The sequence below is a fragment of the Oerskovia jenensis genome, from assembly GCF_016907235.1.
Taxonomy (GTDB): domain Bacteria; phylum Actinomycetota; class Actinomycetes; order Actinomycetales; family Cellulomonadaceae; genus Oerskovia; species Oerskovia jenensis.
This window is the reverse complement of the sequence record NZ_JAFBBO010000001.1, coordinates 3,276,386-3,299,219: the sequence shown is the minus strand read 5'-3', so window position 1 is coordinate 3,299,219 and position 22,834 is coordinate 3,276,386. Positions and strand designations below refer to the sequence as shown.

Sequence of the window (22,834 nt, the reverse complement as noted above, 5' to 3'; positions counted from 1 at the left end):
GTCAGGGCCTCTCGTCGGTGCTGGTGAACGTTCTCAGGTGCTGCGCGAGGACCGGGCCGAGCTGCCCGATCGCCGCGGGCGACACCATGTCGTGGTGGCCCGCGAGGACCGCGTGCTGGGTCACGACGCCGGTCACGTGCGGGGCCCAGGCGTCGCGCTGGGTCGTGGGGTCGTGCGTGGCCGCGGTGTCCCGCGCCGTGAAGAGCAGCAGGTCGCCGCGGAACGGCGTGTAGCGGGCCTGGCCCATGAGGTCGCACGAGTAGAGGTACGTGTCGACGACCGCGGCGAGCCCGTCCTCGTCGAGGTCGCCCCACGCACCGGGCGCGTCGGCCAGGACGTCGAGGACGTCGTCGCGCGTGGGCGCGGCGCACAGGTCGGGGTCGGCCCCGCCGGCCGCGAGGAGCGACCGGAGGGCGTCGAGCTCCTCGGCGTGCGCGTCCGCCGCCGACGACGGATCCTCCGGCCCGACGGCGGAGGGCGCCCCGGGCGCGACGGCCTCGGCGTCGAGCATCGTCAGGCTCGCGACGACGTCGCCCGCCTCCTGCAGACGCGTGGCCACGAGGTGGGCCAGGTGCGCACCGAACGAGTAGCCGAGCAGGTGGTACGGCCCGCGCGGCCGGACCTCGCGCACCGCCCGGACCGTCTGCTCGGCGAGGTCGACGAGAGAGGAGGGGGCGCCGCCCGGCCCCGCGAGACGCGGCGACTGGAGCGCGTGCACCGCCGTGCCGGCCGGGACGTGCGGGACGAGCGATGCGAAGGACCACCCGAGGCCACCCGCCGGGGCGAGGCAGAACAGCGGAGCCGCCTCGCTCCCGGGCGCAGGGGCGCGCAGCGTGAGCGTGCCCGCGAACGGGTCGGTCTCCGGGGCGTCCCAGTGCGCGACGATCGCCTCGACCGTCGGGGCCGTGACGAGGACGCCGACGCTGAGCGGGCGCCCCAGCCGCGTGCGGACCATCGAGACCGCACGCATCGCCAGGAGCGAGTGGCCCCCCGCGGCGTAGAAGTCGTCGTCGGCGCCGAAGGTCGTCACGCCCAGGACCTCGGCGAAGATCGCGCACAGCTCGCGCTCGAGGTCGGTCCGGGGCTCGCGCCCGCCCTCGCGCGTGAGGTCGGGTGCGGGCAGGCGCCGGACGTCGAGCTTGGCGTGCGGCGTCAGCGGCAGCCCGTCGAGCGGGACCAGGGCCGAGGGGACCAGGTGGTCGGGGAGCGTGCGGCGCATGGTCCGCAGGACGTCGGCGAGCACGTCGGCGTCACCCTCGGCGGGGGTCTCGGCAGGGGTCTCGGCAGGGGTCTCGGCCCCCTCGGCGAGCACCACGTAGCCCACGAGGACGTGCCCGCCCCCGGCGCCCCGGCGTGCGACGACGGCACACTGCGCGACCCGTGGGTCGCGCGCCAGCACCGCCTGCGACTCCCCCGGCTCGACCCGGTAGCCCCGGATCTTGACCTGGCCGTCGCTGCGCCCCAGGAAGTCGAGCTGCCCGTCGGGCCTGCGGCGCACCACGTCGCCCGTGCGGTACATGCGCGCGCCCGGGGTCCCGAACGGGTCGGCGACGAACCGCTCGGCGCTCAGACCGGGCTCCCCGTGGTACCCGCGGGCGAGCCCGATCCCGCTCACGTACAGCTCGCCCGGCGTGCCGTCCGGCACGGGCGCGAGCCCCGAGTCCAGGAGGTACACCGACGTGTTGGCGATGGGGCGGCCCACCGTGGGGCGCCGGCTCTCGTCCGTGCCGCCGCCGAGCGTGTTGATCGTGTACTCGGTGGGGCCGTACAGGTTGTAGCCGCGCGTCCCGGGGGTCCGGGCGATCGCGTCCCACACCTCCGCGCCCACGGCCTCGCCCCCCAGCAGCACGAGGCTCGGGCGGTACCGACCCTCGTCGAGCAGTCCCTCCGCGAGCAGCGCCGAGCACACCGAGGGCGTCACGTTGACGACGTCGATCCGCTCGGCCGCGCAGTACGTCGCCATGGCGTGCGGGTCGCGGCGGACGGCCTCGTCGAGCAGGTGCACCTCGTGGCCGTCGACGAGCCACAGCAGCTCCTCCCACGACATGTCGAACGCGAACGAGACCGTGTGCGCGACCCGGACCGGCTCTGCGCTGAGCGCGGCCGGGCGGGAGGCGACGAGCGGCTCGAAGATCTCCGCCCGGTGGTTGCGCAGCATGTTGACCAGCCCGCCGTGCTCGATCGCGACTCCCTTGGGCGCGCCCGTCGAGCCCGACGTGTACATGACGTACGCGAGCCGGTCGTGGCGGTGGGCCGGCCACGGGTCGTCACCGCGGGCCGGGTGCGCGTCGCCCGCGAGGGGCGCGAGCCTCACCGTCGGCGGCCCCGCGTGCTCGGGCGGCACCGGGAGTACCGGGACGTCCGCGAGTACCGGGACCTCCGCGCGGCCCGCGAGCGCCGGCCCCACGAGCCCCCGGAACGACTCGTCCAGCACCACGGCCCGGGCCCCGGCCGCCTCGACGATCGCGCACAGCCTCTCGGCCGGGTGCGCGGCGTCGAGCGGCACGTACGCCGCCCCGGCCCGCAGGGTCGCGAACAGCGCGACCAGGAAGTCGATCCCGCGCGGCACCGCGAGCGCCACGACGTCCTCGGGCCCGGCACCGGCCGCGACCAGGGAGCGCGCGAGCAGGTCGACGCGCTCGCCGAGCCGGGCGAACGTCAGCGAGCCGGTGCCGTGGACCAGCGCCGTGCGGTGCGGGTAGGTGGCGACGGCCCGGTCCAGCAGGTCGAGCAACGAGTCGTCGCCCACGTCCTGCGCCGCGCGGACGCCAGGTGCCAGGAGGAGGGGCGCGACGTCGTCGGGCACCGCGGCGACCCGGGCGACCGGTGCGTCCGGGTCGCCCACCGCGCGGCGCAGGACCGCCTCGACCTGGTCGAGCAGGGCGTGCGCCCGGGCGGCGTCCACGACGTCGGTGCGGTGCGACAGGATCAGGCGGTACGGCTGCCCGGGGTGGACCACGAACGTCAGCGGGTAGTGCGTGGCGTCGCCGCCCTCGACGTCCTCGAGGCCCACGGCCGCGCTGAGGCGGTCGAGCTCGGCGTCGTCCTCGGGCGTGTTGCGCATGACGTAGAGCGTGTCGAACAGCGCCCCGACGCCGGCGCGGCGCTGGAGCTCGCCCAGGCTCACGTGGTGGTGGTCCATGAGCTCGGCCTGCTCCGACTGGAAGCGGCGCAGCAGGTCGCGGAACGGCTCGCCGGGGCGCGTCGCCAGGCGCACGGGCACGGTGTTGAGGAACAGCCCGACCATCTCCTCGACGCCCGCGAGCGCCGGCGGGCGGCCGGAGACGGTGCTGCCGAACACCACGTCGTCGCTCCCCGTGACCGAGCGCAGCGCGAGCGCCCACGCGGCCGAGTAGAGCGTGCTCACGGACACCGCGCACGTGCGCGCCAGGGCGAGCACCGCGAGCGAGAGGGTCGGGTCGAGGTCGCGCTCGACGACCTCGGGCATCGACGCCCGACGGCGCGGGTCCGGCGGGGCGACGAGCGTCCCCTCCGCGAGGCCCGACAGCGAGACGTCCCACGCGCTCGCCGCGGCGTCGTCGTCCTGCGCCGCGACCCACGCGAGGTAGTCACGGAACTGCGGGGCGGGCGGCAGGCTCGTGTCCTCGCCGCCCGCGGCGTAGTGCCGCAGGAGCTCGGTCACGAGCAGCGCGTCGGACCAGCCGTCGAGCAGGATGTGGTGGTTCGTCACGACGAGCGCGGCCCCCTGCTCCCCGAGCCGCACGAGCACGAAGCGGAGGAGCGGCGGGCGGTCCATGGTGAAGCGGCGCTGGCGCTCGTCGTACTGGAGCCGGTCGAGAGCCGTGGTGCGCTCGTCGCGCGCCAGGTGGTCCAGGTCCTGGACACGCCACGGGACCGTGACCGCCGTGGGCACGAACTGCACCGGGCGCGCGAAGCGCTCGTGCGCGAACCCCGCGCGCAGGACCGCGTGCCGCCGCAGCAGCGACTCGCACGCACGCTGCATCGCGTGCTCGTCGACACCGCCCGGGAACCGGTAGGTCGACTGCATCGTGTAGACGTCGAGGCCCGTGTCCTCCGAGACGGCGTGGAAGAGCAGGCCCTCCTGGAGCGGAGCCAGGGGCAGGACCTCGGCGATCGTGGGAGCGGGGGCCGCGGAGGCGGCCGTACCTCCGGCGGGGGCCGTGCCCGTGCGCTCGTCGGTCGTGGTCATGTCAGGTTCCTCATCAGGTCGTCGAGGTCGCCCAGCTCGCTCGCGGACATCGCGAGGAGCGGGGAGACGAGCGGGAAGTTGTCAGAACCAGCGAGGTCTCCAGTCCTCGCTGGTTCTGACACCTCGGTGGTGGGGACGGCGGTGGGGCGGGCCCGCAGCGCGAGCGCGGCCGGGGTCGGTGCCGCGAACACCGACCGCGGGTCGACCGTCCAGCCCCGTGCGCGGAGCGTCGTCGTGACCTTCATCGCGACGATCGAGTCGCCGCCCAGGGCGAAGAAGTTGTCGTCGTCGGCCACGCGCCGCACGCCCAGCGCCTCGGCGAAGACCTCGCGGACGACGGCCACGGGCGCCCCGCCCGGGGCGGCCGCGGCGGGCACCGCGGCGCCGTCCGGACCGGTCGAGGTGCGCTCGGCCAGTGCCGGGTGCGTGACCGCGAGCCCGGCCAGGACGTCCTCGACCCGCGTCGAGGGCGCGTCGGCCAGCAGGCCGAGCACCTCGACGACGGCCGCGAGCGCCGCGCCCGCCCGCTCGGCGGGCACCGAGGCCAGGTGGTCGAGCTGCACGCTCAGCCCCTCGGACGCGTCGACCGTGAGCGCGAGCGGGTACTGCGTGCGGTCGTCCCCCTGGACGTCGGTGATCCGCAGCCCGGCCTCGGCGCCCGGCTGGGCGTCGGCGTCGCGCGGGTAGTTCTCGACCACGAGGAGCGTGTCGAACAGCTCGCCGACCCCGAGCGCGCGCTGCACGTCCGCGAGCGCCACGTGGTCGACGTCCCGCAGCCGCGCCTGCCGCTCGTGGACCGCGCGCACCAGGTCGGTGAGGGTCCAGCCCGTGCCGTCCCCCGGCTCGGCGACCGGGATCCGCACGGGCACGGTGTTGACGAACATCCCGAGCACGCCGTGCGCTCCCTCGACCTCCGTGGGCCGCCCGGCGACGGTCGTCCCGGTCAGCACGTCGCGCTCTCCCGTGAGGGCCGCGAGGACGACCCCCCAGGCCGAGGTCACGACGTCGGCCGTGGTGACCTGCGTGGCACGCGCGGCGGCGACGAGCCGTGCGCCCAGGCCGTCGGGGGTCGCGTGCAGCACGGTCGGGCGCTCGCCCGTGTCCTCGGGCTCGGCCACGCGGACCGGCCGGGCTCCGGCGAGGGCGTCGCGCCAGACCTCGACCGCGCCGGCGTCGCGCCGCGCGAGGCGTCGCGAGAGCTGCCAGGCCGCGCCCGGCGTGGGCGGCACGAGCCCGGTCGGGTGCGTCGTCGGTCCGCTGCCCGACGGCGTCGCTCCCGTGGGTGCACCGACGCGCCGCACGTACGCCCCCAGCAGGAGGTCGACGAGGAACGGCACCGACCAGCCGTCGAGCAGCACGTGGTGGTTGGTCACGACGAGCCGGTGCCGGGCGCCCTCGGGGGAGCCGACCCGGACGACGACGAGCCGCAGCAGCGGCGGTCGCGCGAGGTCGAAGGGCCGGTCGAGCTCGTCGGCCATGATCTCGTCGAGCGCGCGACGCTCCGGGTCAGGGGCTGCGGGCCCGGGCGGTGCGTGCCCGGGACCCTGGCCGGGCCCGGCCGCCGAGATGAGGCCGTCCGGGGCCGGAAGCCCGCCGGAACCCGCGTGGCCCGCATCTCGCGGGACGTGCACGGGGTGCGCGACGTCGTCGGGCAGGGTGACCTCGCGCAACGGGACCTCGGTGACGTCCGTGACGACGAGGCCCACGTCCTGCGGTCCGCGCGCCGCGACCGCGAGACGCAGCTGCGGGTGGGCCGCGAGGACGTCGGCCGCGGCGGCGCGCAGCGCGGCGACGTCGAGCGGACCGTCGAGCCCCACGTCGATCGCGCTCGTGTACCGGTCGACGGGCGCCTCGAGCGCGTGCAGGACCATGCCGCGCTGCACGGGCGTGACCGGCCAGGGCGCCCCCGTGGGCAGCGGGGGCGCCGCCGTCTGGGCCGAGCCCTCGGCCGAGCTCTCGGACGTCACGGCGGAGGCGGCCCCACGGACGAGCTCGCGCAGACGCTCGACCCACCCCCCGATCAGCGGCTCGGCGGCGATGCGCGTCGTGCCCGCCGAGGGTGCCGTCCCCCCGTCCGTACGGTCCGTCCTGTCCGTCCTGTCCGTCCCTGCGATCCCGTCGACCCCGGACACCCCGGACACCGCGAGCGCCAGCAGCCAGCGCGCCACGAGCTCGGGGCCGTGGGGGCCGTCGGCCACGTACGCGTTGAGCTCGACCGGGTGGGACAGCGGCAGGTCGGCGTGCAGGTCGAGCGTCGACTCGACGTGCGCGGCGTCGGCCGTGCTCCCCCAGTCCTCGACGCTCTCCGTCTCCCGCCCCAGGTAGTTGACGAGGACCTGCGGCGGGCAGGCCGTCGCGGCGTCGCGCAACGCCGCCTTCGTGGTGGGCTCCAGGTGCCGCAGCAGTCCGTACGCCCGACCGTCGCCGGGTACCGTCGCGGCCTGGCGGGCCGTGTCCCGCAGGTGCGTCGTCGGTGCGACGCCCGGAGCGGCGTGCAGGCGCAGGGGCCAGGTCGTCGTGAACCAGCCGACGGTCCGCGACAGGTCGGGTCCCTCGCCGTCGAGCCGGCGCCCGTGCCCCTCGGTCTCGACCACGAGGTCCGGGCCTGCCCCCCGCCCGCTCGGGCCCGTCGCCCCCGCCACGGCGCCCGCCGCCACGTCACCGGCCGCGAGCGAGAGCGCCGCCAGGAGCACGTGGTCCGTGCGGTGCTCGGGCGCGAGGTCGAGCAGGAGCCGGGTGTCGTCGGCGCCGAGGCGCACGACGACCTCGCGCGCGCTCGACACCGTGTCGAGCGCCGGGTCGAGCGGTCGGGACGTCAACGAGACCGCCGGACCGGAGTGCACGTCGAGCCAGGCGGGCAGCTCGCCCGACACCCCGGCGGCCTCGTCGTGCATGGCCGACGCGGCGGACCGCAGGCTCGCGGACGCGGCGGGCAGGACGCTTCCCGCCGCGAGAGCCCGCAGGTCGTCCACCAGGATGCGCCACGAGACCGCGTCGACCGCGACGTGGTGCGCCACGAGCGCCAGCTCGCGCGCGCCCTGGTCCCACACCGCGCGCAGCACGCGGCCCGTCCCGGGGTCGATCTCGGCCGCTGCGGCCCGCAGCGCCTCGTCGAGCCCGTCACGACCGGCGAGCCGCAGCACGTCGTCCGCCCCGTCCGAGACCTCGGGCGAGGCCACGTCGAGGACGCGCGCCGCGCCGTCGTGCACCGCGAGACGCAGGGCGCCGTGCGCTGCCACGAGGCTCCCGAGCGCCGTGCGCAGCACGTCCTCCGTGAGGCGGGCGGGCGTCCGCAGGACGCGCACCTGGACGAACCCGCGGTGGTCGCCGCCGCTCTCCAGGAGCCAGGCGAGCGCGGGGGTGAGGGGCAGCGCGCCCGTGTCGGCGTCGTCGGTCACGACAGGCGTGCGCTCGGTGCGCGGCGCGGTCCCGACCTCGGCCGCGGCGCGTGCGATCCCCGCGGCCGTGCGGCCCGCGAAGACCGCGCCGACCGTCACGACCAGCCCCTGCCCGCGCAAGGCGCCGACGAGCTGCATCGCGCTGATGCTGTCGCCGCCCGCCGCGAAGAAGTCGGTCGTGGGGCCGACGTCGACGCCGAGGACGCGGGCCACCTCGGCCCGCACGCGTCCGGTGCGCTCGCCGCCGAGGACGGCCCGCGGCCCGACGACGTCGGCCGCCCGGTCGCCGAGGTCGCCCCGGTCGTCGCTGCGGGGCGCAGTCGCGGCGGACTCGGCAGGGGCCGGTCGCGGCACGCGCACCTCCCCGACGAGCTCGTGCGCCGTCGGGAGGGCACCCCCGCGGGCCAGGCGTTCGACGGCCGCGGTGAGCGCTGCCGGGAGGACGCCGCTCACCGCAGGGTCGAGCGCACCGGGACGCTCCTCGATCTCGATCGTGAGCCCCTCACCGTCGGGCGCGGGCAGGACCGTGACGGTCACGGGGTAGTGCGTCGCGTCGTGGCCGCCCGTGGGGGCCACGACGACGGGCCGGGGCCGGCTCCCCTGCCCACCGACGGTGGGTGCGGCACCCCCACGCGGGTAGCTCTCGACGACCACGAGCGTGTCGAACAGCGCGTGACCCGCGATCCGTGCGATCGACGGGAGGCCCACGTGGTGGGCGTCGAGCAGCCGGGCCTGTCGCGCCTGGACGTCCTGGAGCAGCGAATCCGCCGTGAGGTGCGCACCGGCCGGTACCCGGACCGGCGACGAGCTCACGAACATCCCGATGATGCGGTCGGCGCCGTCCAGGTCGGTGGGGCGACCGGCGACCGTGGACCCGACCAGCGCCTCGAGCCGCCCGGTCAACGCCGCGACGACGAGGCCCCACGCCGTCTGGACGACGGTCGCGGGCGTGACCTCGGCGCGCAGCGCAGCGGCACGGAGCCCGTCCGTACCGGTCGCGAGCCGGGTGACGGCGCGTGCGTCACCGTCGACGCGCGCGTCCGTCGCCGTGGGCGAGCCCACGGTCCCCAGCAGCGACGGCCCTTCGACCCCGTCGAGCTCGGCGCGCCACAGGTCCTCGACCTCTGCGCGGGAGACCTCGGCGTCACGCAGCCACGTCAGGTAGTCGCGGAACGAGGGCTCGCCGCTCGCTGTCCCGGACGCCGTGGCACCGTCGTGCGGAGCCGACCCGGCCAGCGTCGCCCGCAGGTCCGCCGCGAGGAGCGGCACCGACCAGCCGTCGGTCAGCAGGTGGTGCATCGCCAGGACGAGCACGTGCTCGTCGTCGCCGGTCCGCACGATCGTGCCCGACACGAGCGGCGCGGACGACAGGTCGCCCAGGCGCGAGCGCTCGGCCAGGTCGGTCTCGTCGAGCAGCACGGCCAGCGCGTCCTCGGTCAGTCCGCGCGCGTCGTGCTCGACGAGGGGCACCCGGGCAGCGTCGGGCACGAAGAGGACCGGGGCAGGGAGGTCGAGCTGGAGCACACCGCCGCGCAGGTTCGCGTGCCGCGCGACGAGCGACTGCACGGCCTCCGCGACCCGGGCACCCCCGTCGTCGCCGACTCCCGTCACGGTGAACCGGGTCGTCGTGCGGTAGGCGTCGGCGGCGTCGCGCGCACCTTCGGCGACCATGCCGAGCTGGGTCGGGGTCAGGGGCAGCACGTCGACGACGCGCGTGGCCCCGGGCACCACCGCGCGCACGTGCTCGTCGAACGCAGCAGCCTGCGCGTCCGTCAGCGCCACGAGCACGTCGGCGGCGCCACCCGCACCCGTCCCGGCGCCCGAGGCGACGGACCCACCCGCGCTCGCGGCGCCGTCGGGCCGGACGCGGTGCGCCATCTCGCGCGGGGTGCGCGCCGCGAAGAGGTCCGCGGGCGTCAGGACGAGTCCCTCGCGGCGCAGGGCCGCGATGAGCTGGAGCGCGTCGATGCTGTCGCCGCCCGCGGCGAAGAAGCTCTCGTCGAGGCCCAGGCCGTCGCCGCCCAGGATGCGCGTGGCGGCCGCGTGGACCTGCGCCTCGACAGGGGTCGGGCCGGCGCCGGAGGGCGCAGCGGCCCCGGACGTCCGGGCCCCGTCCCAGTCGGGCGCGGGCAGCGCGTGGCGGTCGAGCTTGCCGTGACGCGTCAGCGGGAGGGCGTCGAGGGGGACGAACGCGGTCGGGACGAGGTGCCGCGCGAGACGCTCGGCCGCCGCGGCGCGCAGGACGTCCGGGTCGAGCCCGGCTCCCGTCACGTACGCGACCAGCCGAGCACCCCAGCGCGGGTGCTCGGCGAGCACGACCGCGGCCTCGGCCACGCCGTCGAGCGCCACCAGGGCCTGCTCGACCTCGCCCGGCTCGATGCGGAAGCCGTGCAGCGAGATCTGGTCGTCGTTGCGACCCAGCAGGCTCAGGGTGCCGTCCTCGGCGCGGCGCGCGAGGTCGCCCGTGCGGTACATGCGCTCGCCCGGGACCCCGCCGGGGCGGGCGACGAACCGGCTCGCGGTGAGGCCCGCGCGCCCCAGGTACGCCTCGGCGAGCTGGGGGCCAGCGAGGTACAGCTCGCCCACGGTGCCGACCGGGACCTCGCGCAGCGCGGCGTCGAGCACCACGGCCTGCGTGCGTCCCACGGGCCGCCCGACGACCGGCTCGGCCGTGTCCGCGACGTCGGCCGCGAGGGCGTCGACGGTCGCCTCGGTCGGTCCGTACAGGTTGACGACGCGCGCGCCCGTGGGCGCCGCGAGCTCGCGCATCCGCGTCCACAGCGCGGGTCCGAACGCCTCGCCGCCCGCGACGCAGATCCGCGGCAGGTGCGCCCACTCGGCGCCCGCGAGGAGCGCCCCCCAGACGGTCGGCGTGAAGTCGAGGTAGTCGATCGCGTGCTCGGTCGCGTAGTCGCGCAACGCGACCGGGTCGAGGAACACGTCCTCGTCGAGCACGTGCAGCTCGTGGCCCGCGGCGAGCGCGAGGAACGCGTCGTAGTGCGCGTCGAACGAGAACGCCGCGGTGTGCGCGACGCGCAGCCGCTCGCCCGGCGGGTAGAGCTCGGTGCGGTGCCGGTCGAGGAGGTGCGCGAGCGCGTCCTGGCCCACGGCAACCCCCTTGGGCTCGCCCGTCGAGCCGGACGTGAAGATGATGCTGCCGACGCACGCGCGCAGGGTCGCGGTGTCGGGGGCGGGCGGCAGGTCGGGCCCGACGACGGCGCTCGGCTCGGGAGTCCGGGCCGCCGCAGGCGCGTCGTCGGTCCCGACGGCGATGCTCGCCCCGGGTGCGTCCGGCGCCCTGGGAGCGGGCGTGGACGGGACAGCGGACGCCGTGTCGAGGCGGCGCGGTCCGGTCTCGTCCCACAGGAGCCGCGCACCGCTGAGGCGCAGGACGTGCGCGCGGCGCTCGGGCGCTCCGTGCGGCAGCGGCGTCACGGCCAGGCCGCGGCGCAGAGCCGCCAGGATCACGTGCACGATCCGTTCGTCGCGCGGCAGGTCGATCGCGAGCGCATCGCCCGGTGCGGCCCCGCAGGCCGTGAGGCGGCGCTCGGCGCGGGTGACGGCGAGGTCGAGCTCGGAGAACGTCCACCGCTGGTCCCCGACGACGAGCGCACCCGCGTGCGGGTGGCGCGCGATCGAGTCCGCGAGGACGTCGGTGACGAGGGCGGGCCGTGCCGTCGGCGTGCGGTCGGCCGCCGATCCCGCCGATCCCGCCGGCGCGTCCGCGGCGATCGGGGCGCCGCCGGTCGAGGAGGCAGGGTGCGCGACCAGGTCGAGGCTCGCGACCCGCGCCCCGGGGTCGGTCGCGACCGTGCGCAGGATCCGCTCGAACGTCGCGAGGAGCGCCTCGGCGGCCGTCGTCGTGAAGGCGGCCGCGTGCGCGTCGAGGGCGAGGTCCCACGTGTCGGGCCCGGCGTCGACCGCGAGCGCGAGCGGGAAGTGCGTGGCGTCGTGCGTCGCGAGGACACGGAGGTGGACGGGGTCGAGGCCCACGACCGTCGGCGCGAACGTCCCGGCGCCGGGCGCCTGCTCGAACGACACGAGCGTCGTCGCGACGGGCGTCTCGGAGCCCGATGCCGCCTGGATGCCGCGCAGCCCGACGTGCTGGTGGTCCCACGAGGCGTTCCAGCGGCGGGCGTGGTCGGCGACGACCTCGCCGAGGGTCGCGGCGGCCTCGGCGTCGACCCGGGCGACGACCGACTCGGTGAGCATCCCGACGATCTCGTCGGCGTGCTCGACCTCGGGGCTGCGGAGCGCGACCGGGACGGCGAACGTCGCCCGGGTCGTCCCGGCCTGGGCCGCGACCATCAGGCCCCACGCCGCGCGCACGAGCGTGGCCGACGTGACGCCCTGCGCGCGCGCACCCGTGCGGACGGCGTCGACCGTGGTCGTGTCGAGGGCTCGACGGGTCGTGAACGCGTCACCGGTGGTCGGTCCGTCGCCGGAGCGGGCGGGCTGCCCGTCGGCTGCGGTCGCGCCCGGGTCGGAGGCGCTGTTCCGGGCCGCGGCCCACGTCTCGGCCGCGGGCCACCCGGAGGGTTCGACGTCGGCGAGGGCCTCTCGCCAGTGCGCACGCGCGGCCTCGGCGTCCTGACGCCCGAGCCACGCGAGGTGGTCGACGAACCGGCCACGGGCGGGTGCGAGGGCGTCGTCCTCGGCGGACAGCTCGGCCCCGTACAACCGGGCGACCTCACGGACCAGCAGCGGCATCGACCAGCCGTCGAGCACCAGGTGGTGGCTCGTGACGACGAGCACGTGGTGCTCGGCCCCGAGCGCGACGACCCCGAAGCGCACGAGCGGCGGGTCGGACGGGTCGAACGGGAGCGCCCGCTCGGCCGCGACCGCGGCACGGGTCAGGTCCCGCACGACGTCGTCGGTGCCGCGGTCCGACCGGGAGCCGTCGGCGGCGTCGTACCAGACGACCTCGGCCGTGGCGTGGCGGGGGACGAACTGGACCGGGTCCAGGTCGTCGTCGACCGCGAAGCCCGCGCGCAGGTTCGGGTGGGCCACGAGCAGCGCGTCGAGGCTGCGTTCGAGCGCGGGACCGTCGAGCGGTCCGCGCAGCTCGACGAGGGTCTGACCCACGTACGGGTCGTGACCGTCGGTCGCGAGCCCGGCGTGGGCGGTGAGCGCGCGCTGCAGCGCGGTCAGGGGCCAGACGGCCTCGATGGCCTCGGTCGAGCTCATGGTCGTGCCTTCCGTGTGCGTCGGCGGTCGCCGAGGAGTGCGCCGAGGCGGTCGAGGTCGCCGGGTGCGAGGTCGAGGAGCGGGACGGCCGCGTCCGTGGAGGTGGACCCTGGTGCGTGCGTCGTCGGGGCGGCCGGTGCGACCGGTTCGAGGCGCCGCAGCATGGCCGCGACGCCCGTGACGGTGCGCTGCTCGAACACGTCCTGCACGCTCGAGCGCCAGCCCTTGTCGCGCAGGCGTGCGACGACGTGGATCGCACGGATGCTGTCGCCGCCGAGCGCGAAGAAGTCGGCGTCGGGTGCGACCGCGGCGAGGTCGAGGGCCGAGGCGAACGCGAGCGACACGTCGGTCACCGTCGGCGGGAGGTCCGGTCGCCCGGGGTGGGCGGGTCCGTCCCCCTCGGCGGGCAGGTCCGTCGCCGTCGGCACGGGAGGGGTGGGCTCGGGAAGTGCCGCGACGTCGAGCTTGCCGTTGCTCGTGAGCGGCAGTGCGTCGAGCACCACGACGACCGAGGGCACCAGGTGGTCCGGCAGCACGTCCGCGAGCGCCGCCCGCACCGCGTCTCCCGCCAGACCTGGCGCCACGACGTACGCGACCAGGCGCGCGCCGAGCGCGGACCTGCGCGCCTGCACGGTCGCCTGCGCGACGCCGGGCAGCGCGAGCAGCGCGGCCTCGGTCTCGCCCGGCTCGACGCGGAACCCGCGGATCTTGACCTGGTGGTCGCGGCGACCGACGTAGTGCAGCAGGCCCTCGGTGTCGCGGCGCGCGAGGTCGCCCGTGCGGTACATGCGCGCGCCGGGCTCCCCGAACGGGTTCGCGACGAAGCGTTCGGCCGTGAGGTCGGGGCGGCGCAGGTAGCCGCGCGCGAGCTGGGGGCCGGCGAGGTAGAGCTCGCCGACCACGCCGTCGGGCACGGGGCGCAGGTGCTGGTCGAGGACCAGGGCGGCGGTCGCGCAGAGCGGTCGCCCGATCACGGGCCGCTCCGCGTCGTGGCCGGTCGCGCCCACGGCGTCGACCGTGTACTCGGTGGGCCCGTAGAGGTTGAGGACCCGGAGCCCGGGCTGTGCGCGCAGCGTGGTCCACAGCGCGGGCGGGCACGCCTCGCCGCCCACGGACACGGTCCGCAGCTCGTGGTCCCGGGTGAACAGCCCGGCCTCGACGACGGCCGACATGACGGTGGGCGTGAGGTCGATGCGGTGGATGCCGCGCTCGACCACGAGGTCCACGAGGGTCCCCGGGTCGCGGTACTGCTCGACGTCGAGCAGGTGCAGCTCGTGTCCCAGCAGGAGCGTGAGCAGCGTGTCCCACGAGCCGTCGAACACGAGCGGCATGGTCTGCGCGACGCGCTGCGCCGGGGCCGGGTGGCTCCCGACGGGCGGCACGACGTGCGCCGCGTGGTGGGCGAGGAACTGTGCGAGCGCGCCGTGACCGACCCCGACCGCCTTGGGCTCACCCGTGGACCCCGAGGTGTGCAGGACGTAGGCGAGGGAGTCGCGCGGCACGTCGAGCGCGTGCCGCAGCGGGACGGCCCCGCGGGTCGTGGCGTCCCCGCGTGGCCCGACGACGACGCGCCCCCTCCACAGGGAGCCGTCGCCGGTGGGGAGGGACGCCGCGGCGGCAGCCGCCTCGCCACCGGCGACGCCCGGGCCACGGGTGGCACCCGTGACGTCGGCGACGACGATCCTCGCCTCGTGGCGGTCGGCGAGCGCGAGGCGTCGCGCGGGCGGGGTCCGGTCGTCGAGCAGGAGCGCGGCGGCCCCGCAGCGGTGCAGCGCGAGCAGGGTCACGACGTAGTCGGTGCCGCGCGGCAGGTCGATCGCGACGAGCGTGTCGGAGCGGGCGCCGGCGGCGACCAGGCGCCCGGCGAGGTGCGCGACGGCCTCGTCGAGCTCCCGGAACGTCGAGGTCTCGTGCGCGACGAGCGCCACGGCGTCGCCCCGCGTGGCCACGGCGCGGTCGAACAGGGCCCCGGCGAGCAGGGGCACCGCGTCCCCGGGCAGCGCGGGGCCGGTCGAGCGGGCCACGATCGCGGGCTCCGCCCGGGCGGGCACGAGCCCGAGGGACCCCACGCGAGCGCCGGGCGCCGCGTCTCCCACGCTCTCCAGGAGGTGGGCCAGCTCACCCAGGCGAGCGGCGACGTCGGACGCGGTGAACAGCCGGGCCGGTGCGGTGCCCGTCAGACGCAGCTCGTCGCCGCCCGCCCCGGGGACGCGCACAACCGAGACCGCGAGGTCGTCGACGGGGCCCTCGGCCACGGTGCGCAGCCGGCCGACGGCGGAGCCGAGGTGCAGGTCGTGGTCGAACAGCTTGACGTTGAGCTCGGCCGCGGTCACGGCCGAGCCCGCGTCGCGCACGATCTGCTCGGCGGGGTAGCGCCCGTGGCGGCGCAGCTCGCGCACGCGCTCGCGGACCTGCGTCACGAGGTCGTCGACGCGCTGCCCCGGCGCGACGTCGACCACGACGGGCAGGACGTTGACGCGCATGGTCGGGACGACCGCCGCGACGGACCCCATGCGGTTCATCGCGGGCATCGCGACGCTCACGCGGCGGCGCCCCGCGACGAGCGCGAGGTGGACGGCGAAGGTCGCGGCGACGACGTCGGGCCAGCCGGCGCCGGACCGCGCGGCGACCTCTTCGAGCGGCCCGACGGCGCAGCCCGCCCCGTGCGCGACCCGCACCACGGCGTCGGCCGGAGCCGGGCCGACGGTGGCCTCGGGGAGCGGTCCCTCGCTGAAGCTCCCCGGTCCCGCGTCGAGGGTGCCCACCCGGGAGGCCCAGTGCTCCCGGTCCCTCTCCCGCTCGGGGGACGCCGCGTAGCGCGCCTCCTCGGCCACGACGTCCGCGACCTGCCCGAAGGGGCTCGGCCCCACCTCGCGCCCCGAGGTCAGCGCGGTGCAGACCTCGGCCACGCGACGCACGACGAGCGTGATCCCGTACGCGTCGAGGATCGCGTGGTGCACCACGAGGGACCACCACACGGTCGTCGCGTCGAGGCGCACGATCGCCTGACGGGCCAGGGCCGGCACGTCGAGCGCGAAGGGCAGCGCGCGGTCGGTCTCGACGAGCGTGGCCGCCCGCTCCCGGGCGTCGGGCACCCCCGACAGGTCGAGGACCCGGACGCCGCCGGTCACGACGTCCGTGCGCGTCCGCGCGAGCGCGGGACCGCCGGCCGGGTGGACGACCTGCGCGACGTCGTCGGACACCACGAACGCCGTGCGCAGCGCCTCCGTCTCCCCGACCACGATCTCGACCGCGAGCGCCAGCACGTCCGTGTCGAGCTCGCCCGTGATCTCGACGACCTCGCCCACCGCGAACGAGGTCGTGTCGGGACGCACGAGCTGCGCGCCGATCACGCCGAGCTGCGCGGTCGTGAGCGCGAGGCCCGCAGGCACGGGGAGCACCGCGGGGCCCACGTCGACGGGCAGGTCGACGGGCACGAGGTCGGGGGCGGAGGACGTCGTCATCAGCCCTGGAGGTCCTTGAGCACGACCTCGAGCTGGTCGAGGACGTCGAGGGCCAGGCTGTAGCGGTCCGCGAAGAAGTAGCGGATGCCGTACGCGTGCCCCGCGGTCACGGCCGGGAGCGACTGGTAGGTCGACGCGGCCTCGAGCTCCTCGGCGCCGGGGCCGGGCCGGCCCTCGACCGTCTGCTCGGTCAGCACGACGGTCGCGTCGGCGACCTGGCCGAGCTGCTCGTAGGACAGGAAGGCGCCGTTCTCGGTCTTCTCCTCGGCCACGACCGCGGGCAGCGGTGCGCCGATGTCGGTGAGGATGCCGCCGATCCAGGAGATCTGCGAGTAGACCGTGATCTCCTCGAACGAGTCGAGCCCCGCGAACGTGTGGGCCGCGATGACGTCGCCGTACGTCTCCTTGATCTCCGCGACGCGCGCCTCGTACTCGGCCTTGATCGCCTCGGCCTCCGTGCCCGCGCCGAGCGCCGCCGCGATCTCGACCGACGCGTCCTTGACCGTCGCCGAGCCCGTGGCGCGGACGAGGACCGTGGGTGCGATCTGGGACAGCTTGTCGAAGTCGGCCTTCTTCTCGGCGCTGAGCTCCTCCTCCTTGCCGCCGCGCACGAACCCGACGATCAGGTCGGGCTCGAGCGACGCGATCTTCTCGTAGTCCCAGCCGTCCGCGCCCATCACGATCGGCAGGTCCGCGACCTGCTCGAACTCGGCGGGCAGGTACGACTCGGCCCAGTCGCCGTCCGCGGTCGCGACGGGCACGATGCCCGCCTCGAGGAGCGGGCCCGTGCCGCCCTCGAGCGCGACGACGCGCTGGGGGTCCGCGGGGATCTCGACCTTCCCGAACGCGGTCTCGACCGTGCGGGTGCCCGCCTCGGCCGAGGAGCCGGCGGGCTCGTCGGCCGCCGACGTGCCGCCCGCGCACCCGCCCACGGCGAGGACCGCGGCGAGGGCCGGGACGAGCAGCCAGGCGGTGGCGCGCGAGGTCCGGGTGCCACGTGCGGTCGTGAGGGTTCGGGTGCTGGTCATGCTGGGGTTCTCCTTGAGGTGGGTCTGGCGAGGTCGTGCGAAGGTCGGGGTGGCGCGTGGTCGAGGGGTGCGGCCGGCAGGGCGGGGTGCGTCAGGTCGCGACGCCCAGCGCGCGCAGGCAGCCACGGAGCGTGGGCTCGACCGCGACCTGGGCGAACTCGACCGACCAGCCCGCGGCGCGCCAGCGCTCGAGCAGGGCCATGAGCCGCACCGAGTCCAGGCCGTGGTCGATCAGGTCGTCGTCGAGCCCGATCTCGTGCGCGGCCGAGCCGCCGGCGCCCAGGACGTCGACGAGGTCCGCGAGCGCCTGCTCGCGCGTGGGGGCTGCTGTCGTGGTCATGCGGGTCCTCCGGCGGGACGTGGGCTGGTGCGTGCGGGCGAACGCCTGGCCAGGACGTCGGAGCGGACGGGGACCACGAGCGGCCAGCCCTCGGGGTCGGTCACGACGTGGGCGCGGATCCCGAACACGTGCCGGACGACGTCGGCGTCCAGGACCTCCTCGGGGCGCCCCTGGGCCACGACCGCGCCGTCCTTCATGAGGACGAGCTGGGTCGCGTACCGGACGGCGAGGTTGAGGTCGTGCAGGACCGCGACGACCGTGCGGCCCTCGTCGTGCAGGCGCGCGCACGTGTCGAGGACGTCGATCTGGTGGGCGATGTCGAGGAACGTGGTGGGCTCGTCGAGCAGGAGCAGCGACGTCTCCTGCGCGAGGGCCATGGCGATCCACACGCGCTGGCGCTGCCCGCCCGACAGCTCGCTCACGCGCCGGGTCGACAGGTCGAGCGTGTCGGTCGCGAGCAGCACCTCGTCGACGACCTGGTGGTCCTCGGCCGACAGCGCGCGCAGGAAGCCCTGGTGCGGGTGGCGTCCTCGGGCCACGAGGTCGCGCACGCGGATGCCGTCCGGCCCGACCGGGGACTGCGGCAGGAACGCGAGCCGCCTGGCGACCTCGCGGGGCGGCATCGACGTGACGACCTGCCCGTCGAGCTCGACCTTCCCGGCGGTGGGCCGCAGGATGCGGGCGAGAGAGAGCAGCAGGGTCGACTTGCCGCAGCCGTTGGGCCCGACGATGACCGTGAGCTCGCCCTGGAGGATCTCGAGGTCGACCCCCTGGAGGACGTCGCGCTTGCCGTAGCCGACGCGCAGGTCGGTCGTCGTGAGGCTCATCGGACGGCCACCGGGTCGGGACGGACGGCGGGCGCAGCTCGGCGGGCCAGGACCGACGCGAGCACCTCTCCGGCGCGGACGCCCAGCGTGGACAGCAGGGTCGAGCTGAGACCGTGCGAGTGCTCGGACTGCCCCACGAGGTAGAGCCCGGCGTCGGCCGGCTCGGTGAGGCGGGCGCGGTGGTCGCGGTGCAGGTCGAGGGCCCCGTCGGCGTCGCGACCGAGCAGGTCGGTCGTGCCGCCGAGCAGGGTCGCCGGGTCCAGGGGCCGGTAGCCCGTGGCGAGCACGACGAGGTCCGCGTCGAGGACGGCCGTGGTCCCCGTGAGGTTCTCGGCGAGCGTCAGAGCCACCGGGCCGTCCGATGCGTTCCGCACGTCGAGCACCTCGGTGCACCGGTGCCAGTGCAGGCGTTCGCGCCCGAGCCACCGGTCGCGGTACTCGTGCTCGTGCAGGGCGCGGATGGTGTCCTCGGCCACGACCGAGTAGTTGGTGTTGCGGTGGTGCGCCATGAGCTGCGCGCGCCCCGCGGGCGGGGCGTCGTAGAAGAGGTCGACCGTGCCCGGGTCGAAGACCGAGTTGGCGTAGGGCGTCGAGTCCGAGGGCGAGAAGCCGTAGCGGCGCGACACCGAGTGGACCTCGGCGCCGGGGAACCGGTCGTAGAGGTCGAGCATGATCTCGGCGGCGCTCTGCCCCGCGCCCACGACCACGGCCCGACGCACGTCGTGGTCGACGAGCGCGATGCGGTCGAGGTACCGCTGGTTGTGCCAGACGCGGGCCGACTCGGTGAGGCCCTCCGGGAGCCGCGGCTGCAGGCCCGCTGCGACCACGACGTCGCGGGCGCGGGTCGTGCTTCGCCCCTGCTGGTCCCGGACCGTCACGTCGAACGCGACGACCTGCCCGTCGGACCGCACGGGGACGACGGACTCGACCGACGAGCCGTAGCGCGTGAACCCCGCGAGACGGGCCGCGGCCCAGCGCAGGTAGGCCGCGAACTCGACGCGCAGCGGCGCGAAGCTGCCCCGGTTGAGGAAGTCGACGAGGCGGCCCTGCTCGTGCAGGAACGCGAGGAACGAGTAGTCGCTCGTGGGGTTGCGCAGCGTCACGAGGTCCTTGGCGAACGCGACCTGCATGTGCGCGTCCTCGAAGAGCATGCCGTGGTGCCAGCGCGAGGTCGCCTGGCGCTCGTGGAAGACCGCGCGCAGCCGTTCGTCGGACGTCGCGTTGTGCTCCTCGACCGCGATCGCGAGCGCCATGTTCGACGGTCCGAAGCCGAGCCCCAGGAGGTCGACGTCGACGTCGTGCCCGGGGCGGCGGGGGTCCTGCGTGCGGGAAGGGTTGCTCATCGCGGGCTCCACGGCTGGGTGCGGGGTTCGGGTGCGGCACCCGCTGGAGCGGGGGCCGGGTGGGCGCGGTCGACCTTGCCGACCGCGGTGGTGGCGAGCGCGTCGACGGTCTCGAAGCGGTCGGGGATCTTGTAGGCGGCGATGCCGCGTCCGCGCAGGAACCGGCGCAGGGCGGGGCCGGTCGGGGCCGCCGCACCGGACCGGGCGACGACGCGCGCGACCGCACGCTCGCCCAGGTACTCGTCGATCTCGCCGACGACGCTCACGTCGAGCACGTCGGGGTGGGCGCGCAGGTGGTTCTCGACCTCGGCGGGAGCGATCTTCTCCCCCCCGCGGTTGATCTGCTCCTTCGCGCGCCCGACGACCGTGAGGTACCCCGCGGCGTCGCGCACCACGAGGTCGCCCGTACGGTAGAAGCCGTCGGCCGTGAAGGAGCGCGCGTCGTGCTCGGGGGCCCGGTAGTAGCCGCGGATCGTGTAGGGACCGCGGGTCAGCAGGTGCCCCGGCTGCCCGTCGGCGACCGGCTCGTCGTGGTCGTCCACGACGAGGACCTCGTCGGCGGGCGAGATGGGCCGGCCCTGGGTCCCGACGACGACCTCGCGCGGGTCGCCCGCCCGGGTGTAGCAGACGAGCCCCTCGGCCATGCCGAAGACCTGCTGGAGCGTGTCCCCGAAGACCTCGAGCAGGCGCTCGGCCGCGCTCGTCCCCAGCTTGGCTCCCCCGACCTGGAGGACCTGGAGCGAGGAGAGGTCGTGCGTGGCGACGAGCGGCGAGGCGGCCCAGACGTGTGCGAGCGGCGGCACGAGGGCCACGTGCGTGACGCGGTGCCGCTCGACGAGCGCGAACGCCGTGTCCGGGGCGCCGTGCGGGGACAGGACCACGGTCCCGCCCGCGTGCAGGACCCCGAGCACGCCGGGAGACGTCAGGGCGTAGTTGTGCGCGACCGGCAGCGTCGCGAGGTAGGTGGAGCCGGGGCCCAGGCCGCAGATCCGTGCGCTCTCGCGCACCGAGTACAGGTAGTCGGCGTGGGTGCGCGGGATGAGCTTGGGCGTGCCGGTGGTCCCGCCCGAGAGCTGCAGGAGCACGACGTCGGACGGGTGCGCGGCGTCCTCGAAGGGCCCACGGACCGTGGTCAGGTCCGATCGGCGCAGGTCGCCGAGAGCGTGCTCGGTGAACGAGCTGCGCGCGTCCGGCTGCTCGGCGTACGCCGCGGGGGTCGCGACGACGTGCCGCACCGACGCCACGGTCCCGGCGACCTCTCGGGCGAGGGCCGCGTGGTCGAATCCCGCCTCCACCCCGGCGGCCACGAGCGCGACGGCGTCCGTGTGGCTCGCGAAGTACTCGACCTCGGCGCGCCGGTGCGCGGGCAGCGCGAGGACAGGAACGATGCCCGACCGGCCGAGCGCGACCAGCACCTCGACCAGCTCGCACGCGCTCGGGAGCTGCACGACGACGCGATCTCCTCGGCGCAGCCCGAGCGCCGCGAAGCCGTGCGCGAGGTCGTCGGCCGAGCGGTCCAGGTCCGCGTAGGTCAGGCTGCGGTCCGTGTCGACGAGCGCGGTCGCGTCGGGCCGGGCGGCCGCGGCGTCGCGCACGAGCGAGCCGAGCGTCTGGTCGGTCCAGAACCCGGCCGCGCGGTAGCGGTCCGCGGCCTCGGCGGGGACGGGCACGACGCCGTCGAGCAGGTGGGGCGCGGGGCGCACCCGGGGGGCGGCCGTCACGACACGCTCCCCAGCGCGGAGAGCAGCGTCGAGAACTTCACGGCGGTCTCGGCGTGCTCGCCCTCGGGCGTGGACCCGACGACGACGCCTGCCCCCGCGAACAGGCGCACGTCGGCGCCGCGCACCACGCCGCAGCGCAGCACGATCGCCCACTCGCCGTTCCCGGCCTGGTCCGCCCAGCCGACGAGGCCCGTGTAGAAGCCGCGGTCGAACGGTTCGAGCGACCCGATGAGCTCGCGCGCAGCGTCCTGCGGGTGCCCGCAGACCGCGGGCGTGGGGTGCAGCGCGTACACGACGTCGAGCACCGACGTGCCGGGCTTCAGCCGTGCCGTGACGGGTGTGCCCAGGTGCCACAGGTGCGACGTCGCGACGAGCTCCGGGGTGGCCGGCACGTCCAGGTCGTCCTCGTGGGCGACGAATCCGCGCAGCACCTCGCGGATCGCGTCGGTCACGAACGCGTGCTCACGCAGGTCCTTCTCGGACGTCAGGAGCCGCTGTGCGGTCGCGCGGTCCTCCGCGGGGTCGGCCGAGCGCGGCGCCGACCCCGCGAGCGGGTGGCTGTGCAGCACGCCGTCGCGCACCGAGACCAGGAGCTCGGGGCTCGCCCCGACCAGGTGCCCCTGGTCACCGGGCAGCTCGACGTCGAACACGTACGCGTCCGGGTTCGCCCGCCGCATCGCGGCGCGCACCGCGCCCCGGTCGAGCGGGGCGGGCGCGGACACGTCGAGGGTGCGCGCGAGGACGACCTTCTCGGCCACGCCGTCCTCGAGCTGGGACACCGCCCGCCCGACGGCGGCGCGGAAGACCGCGTCGTCACGTCCGGGCAGGCCGGTGGGAGCGGACGCAGCCGCCACCACGGGGTGGACCTGTTCCGCGGCGGACGCGTCGGAGGTCCTCGCGGCACCCGTGCCGGTCGGGCCGAGGGGGGCACGGTCGCTCTGCGCACCCTGCCCCGCGCCGACGGGCCGCCACGACTGGTACGCCGGGACGACGAGGTGCGCGGGACGCGAGGAGTCGAACGGGATCGTGCCCACGAGGATCGGAGCGGGCTCCCCGGCCCAGCGGGCGGACGCGGCACGTGCGAGCAGGTCACGCGCCGCGGCGGCGACCGTCGGGCCGTCCCACGAGGGCACGTCGAGGCGCTCGCGCACCCCGTGCGCGACGAGGCCCACGTCGGGCGACGCGAGACGGAACTCGGCGTGCCCCAGGGGACCGCCGTCGTCGGGCAGGGCGGTGCCCGACGAGCCGGTCGGGGCGGTCGGGGCCGTCGGGGCGTGGTGGCGGCGCGCGTGCGCCGGGTCGAGCGCGACCGCGGTACCTGCCGGGTCGTCGAGCACGGTGAAGCCGGTCATGAG

Annotated in this window: 9 protein-coding genes; all 9 read right to left on the bottom strand. The window is 76.2% G+C overall.

All coding sequences use genetic code 11. The annotated features are described in order from the left end of the window. Window position 1 precedes the first annotated feature (1 nt). The gene (locus tag JOD49_RS14825) at window positions 2-4,171 is read right to left on the bottom strand and encodes a non-ribosomal peptide synthetase (protein ID WP_205307846.1); all 4,170 of its coding nucleotides are present in this window, start codon (window positions 4,169-4,171) and stop codon (window positions 2-4) included. Then, window positions 4,168-12,756 carry a non-ribosomal peptide synthetase gene (locus tag JOD49_RS14820; protein WP_205307845.1) on the bottom strand — a complete coding sequence of 2,863 codons (8,589 nt, stop codon included), beginning with the start codon at window positions 12,754-12,756 and terminating at the stop codon, window positions 4,168-4,170. The genes JOD49_RS14825 and JOD49_RS14820 overlap by 4 nt, the downstream gene beginning before the upstream one ends. Continuing rightward, a complete protein-coding gene (locus tag JOD49_RS14815) occupies window positions 12,753-16,220 on the bottom strand; it encodes a non-ribosomal peptide synthetase (RefSeq protein WP_205307844.1) in 3,468 nt (1,155 codons plus the stop codon). The genes JOD49_RS14820 and JOD49_RS14815 overlap by 4 nt, the downstream gene beginning before the upstream one ends. After that, the gene (locus JOD49_RS14810) at window positions 16,220-17,248 is read right to left on the bottom strand and encodes an ABC transporter substrate-binding protein (RefSeq protein ID WP_205307843.1); all 1,029 of its coding nucleotides are present in this window, start codon (window positions 17,246-17,248) and stop codon (window positions 16,220-16,222) included. The genes JOD49_RS14815 and JOD49_RS14810 overlap by 1 nt, the downstream gene beginning before the upstream one ends. Window positions 17,249-17,339: 91 nt before the next feature. Continuing rightward, the gene (locus JOD49_RS14805) at window positions 17,340-17,588 is read right to left on the bottom strand and encodes a phosphopantetheine-binding protein (RefSeq protein ID WP_205307842.1); all 249 of its coding nucleotides are present in this window, start codon (window positions 17,586-17,588) and stop codon (window positions 17,340-17,342) included. After that, window positions 17,585-18,415 carry an ABC transporter ATP-binding protein gene (locus tag JOD49_RS14800; protein ID WP_205307841.1) on the bottom strand — a complete coding sequence of 277 codons (831 nt, stop codon included), beginning with the start codon at window positions 18,413-18,415 and terminating at the stop codon, window positions 17,585-17,587. The genes JOD49_RS14805 and JOD49_RS14800 overlap by 4 nt, the downstream gene beginning before the upstream one ends. Further along, window positions 18,412-19,758: a lysine N(6)-hydroxylase/L-ornithine N(5)-oxygenase family protein gene (locus JOD49_RS14795; protein ID WP_205307840.1), complete on the bottom strand. Its 1,347-nt coding sequence runs from the start codon at window positions 19,756-19,758 to the stop codon at window positions 18,412-18,414. The genes JOD49_RS14800 and JOD49_RS14795 overlap by 4 nt, the downstream gene beginning before the upstream one ends. After that, window positions 19,755-21,479 (bottom strand): (2,3-dihydroxybenzoyl)adenylate synthase, encoded by a 1,725-nt coding sequence (locus tag JOD49_RS14790; RefSeq protein WP_205307839.1) that lies wholly within the window; start codon window positions 21,477-21,479, stop codon window positions 19,755-19,757. The genes JOD49_RS14795 and JOD49_RS14790 overlap by 4 nt, the downstream gene beginning before the upstream one ends. Beyond that, the gene (locus JOD49_RS14785; RefSeq protein WP_205307838.1) at window positions 21,476-22,831 is read right to left on the bottom strand and encodes an isochorismate synthase; all 1,356 of its coding nucleotides are present in this window, start codon (window positions 22,829-22,831) and stop codon (window positions 21,476-21,478) included. The genes JOD49_RS14790 and JOD49_RS14785 overlap by 4 nt, the downstream gene beginning before the upstream one ends. Window positions 22,832-22,834 lie beyond the last annotated feature (3 nt).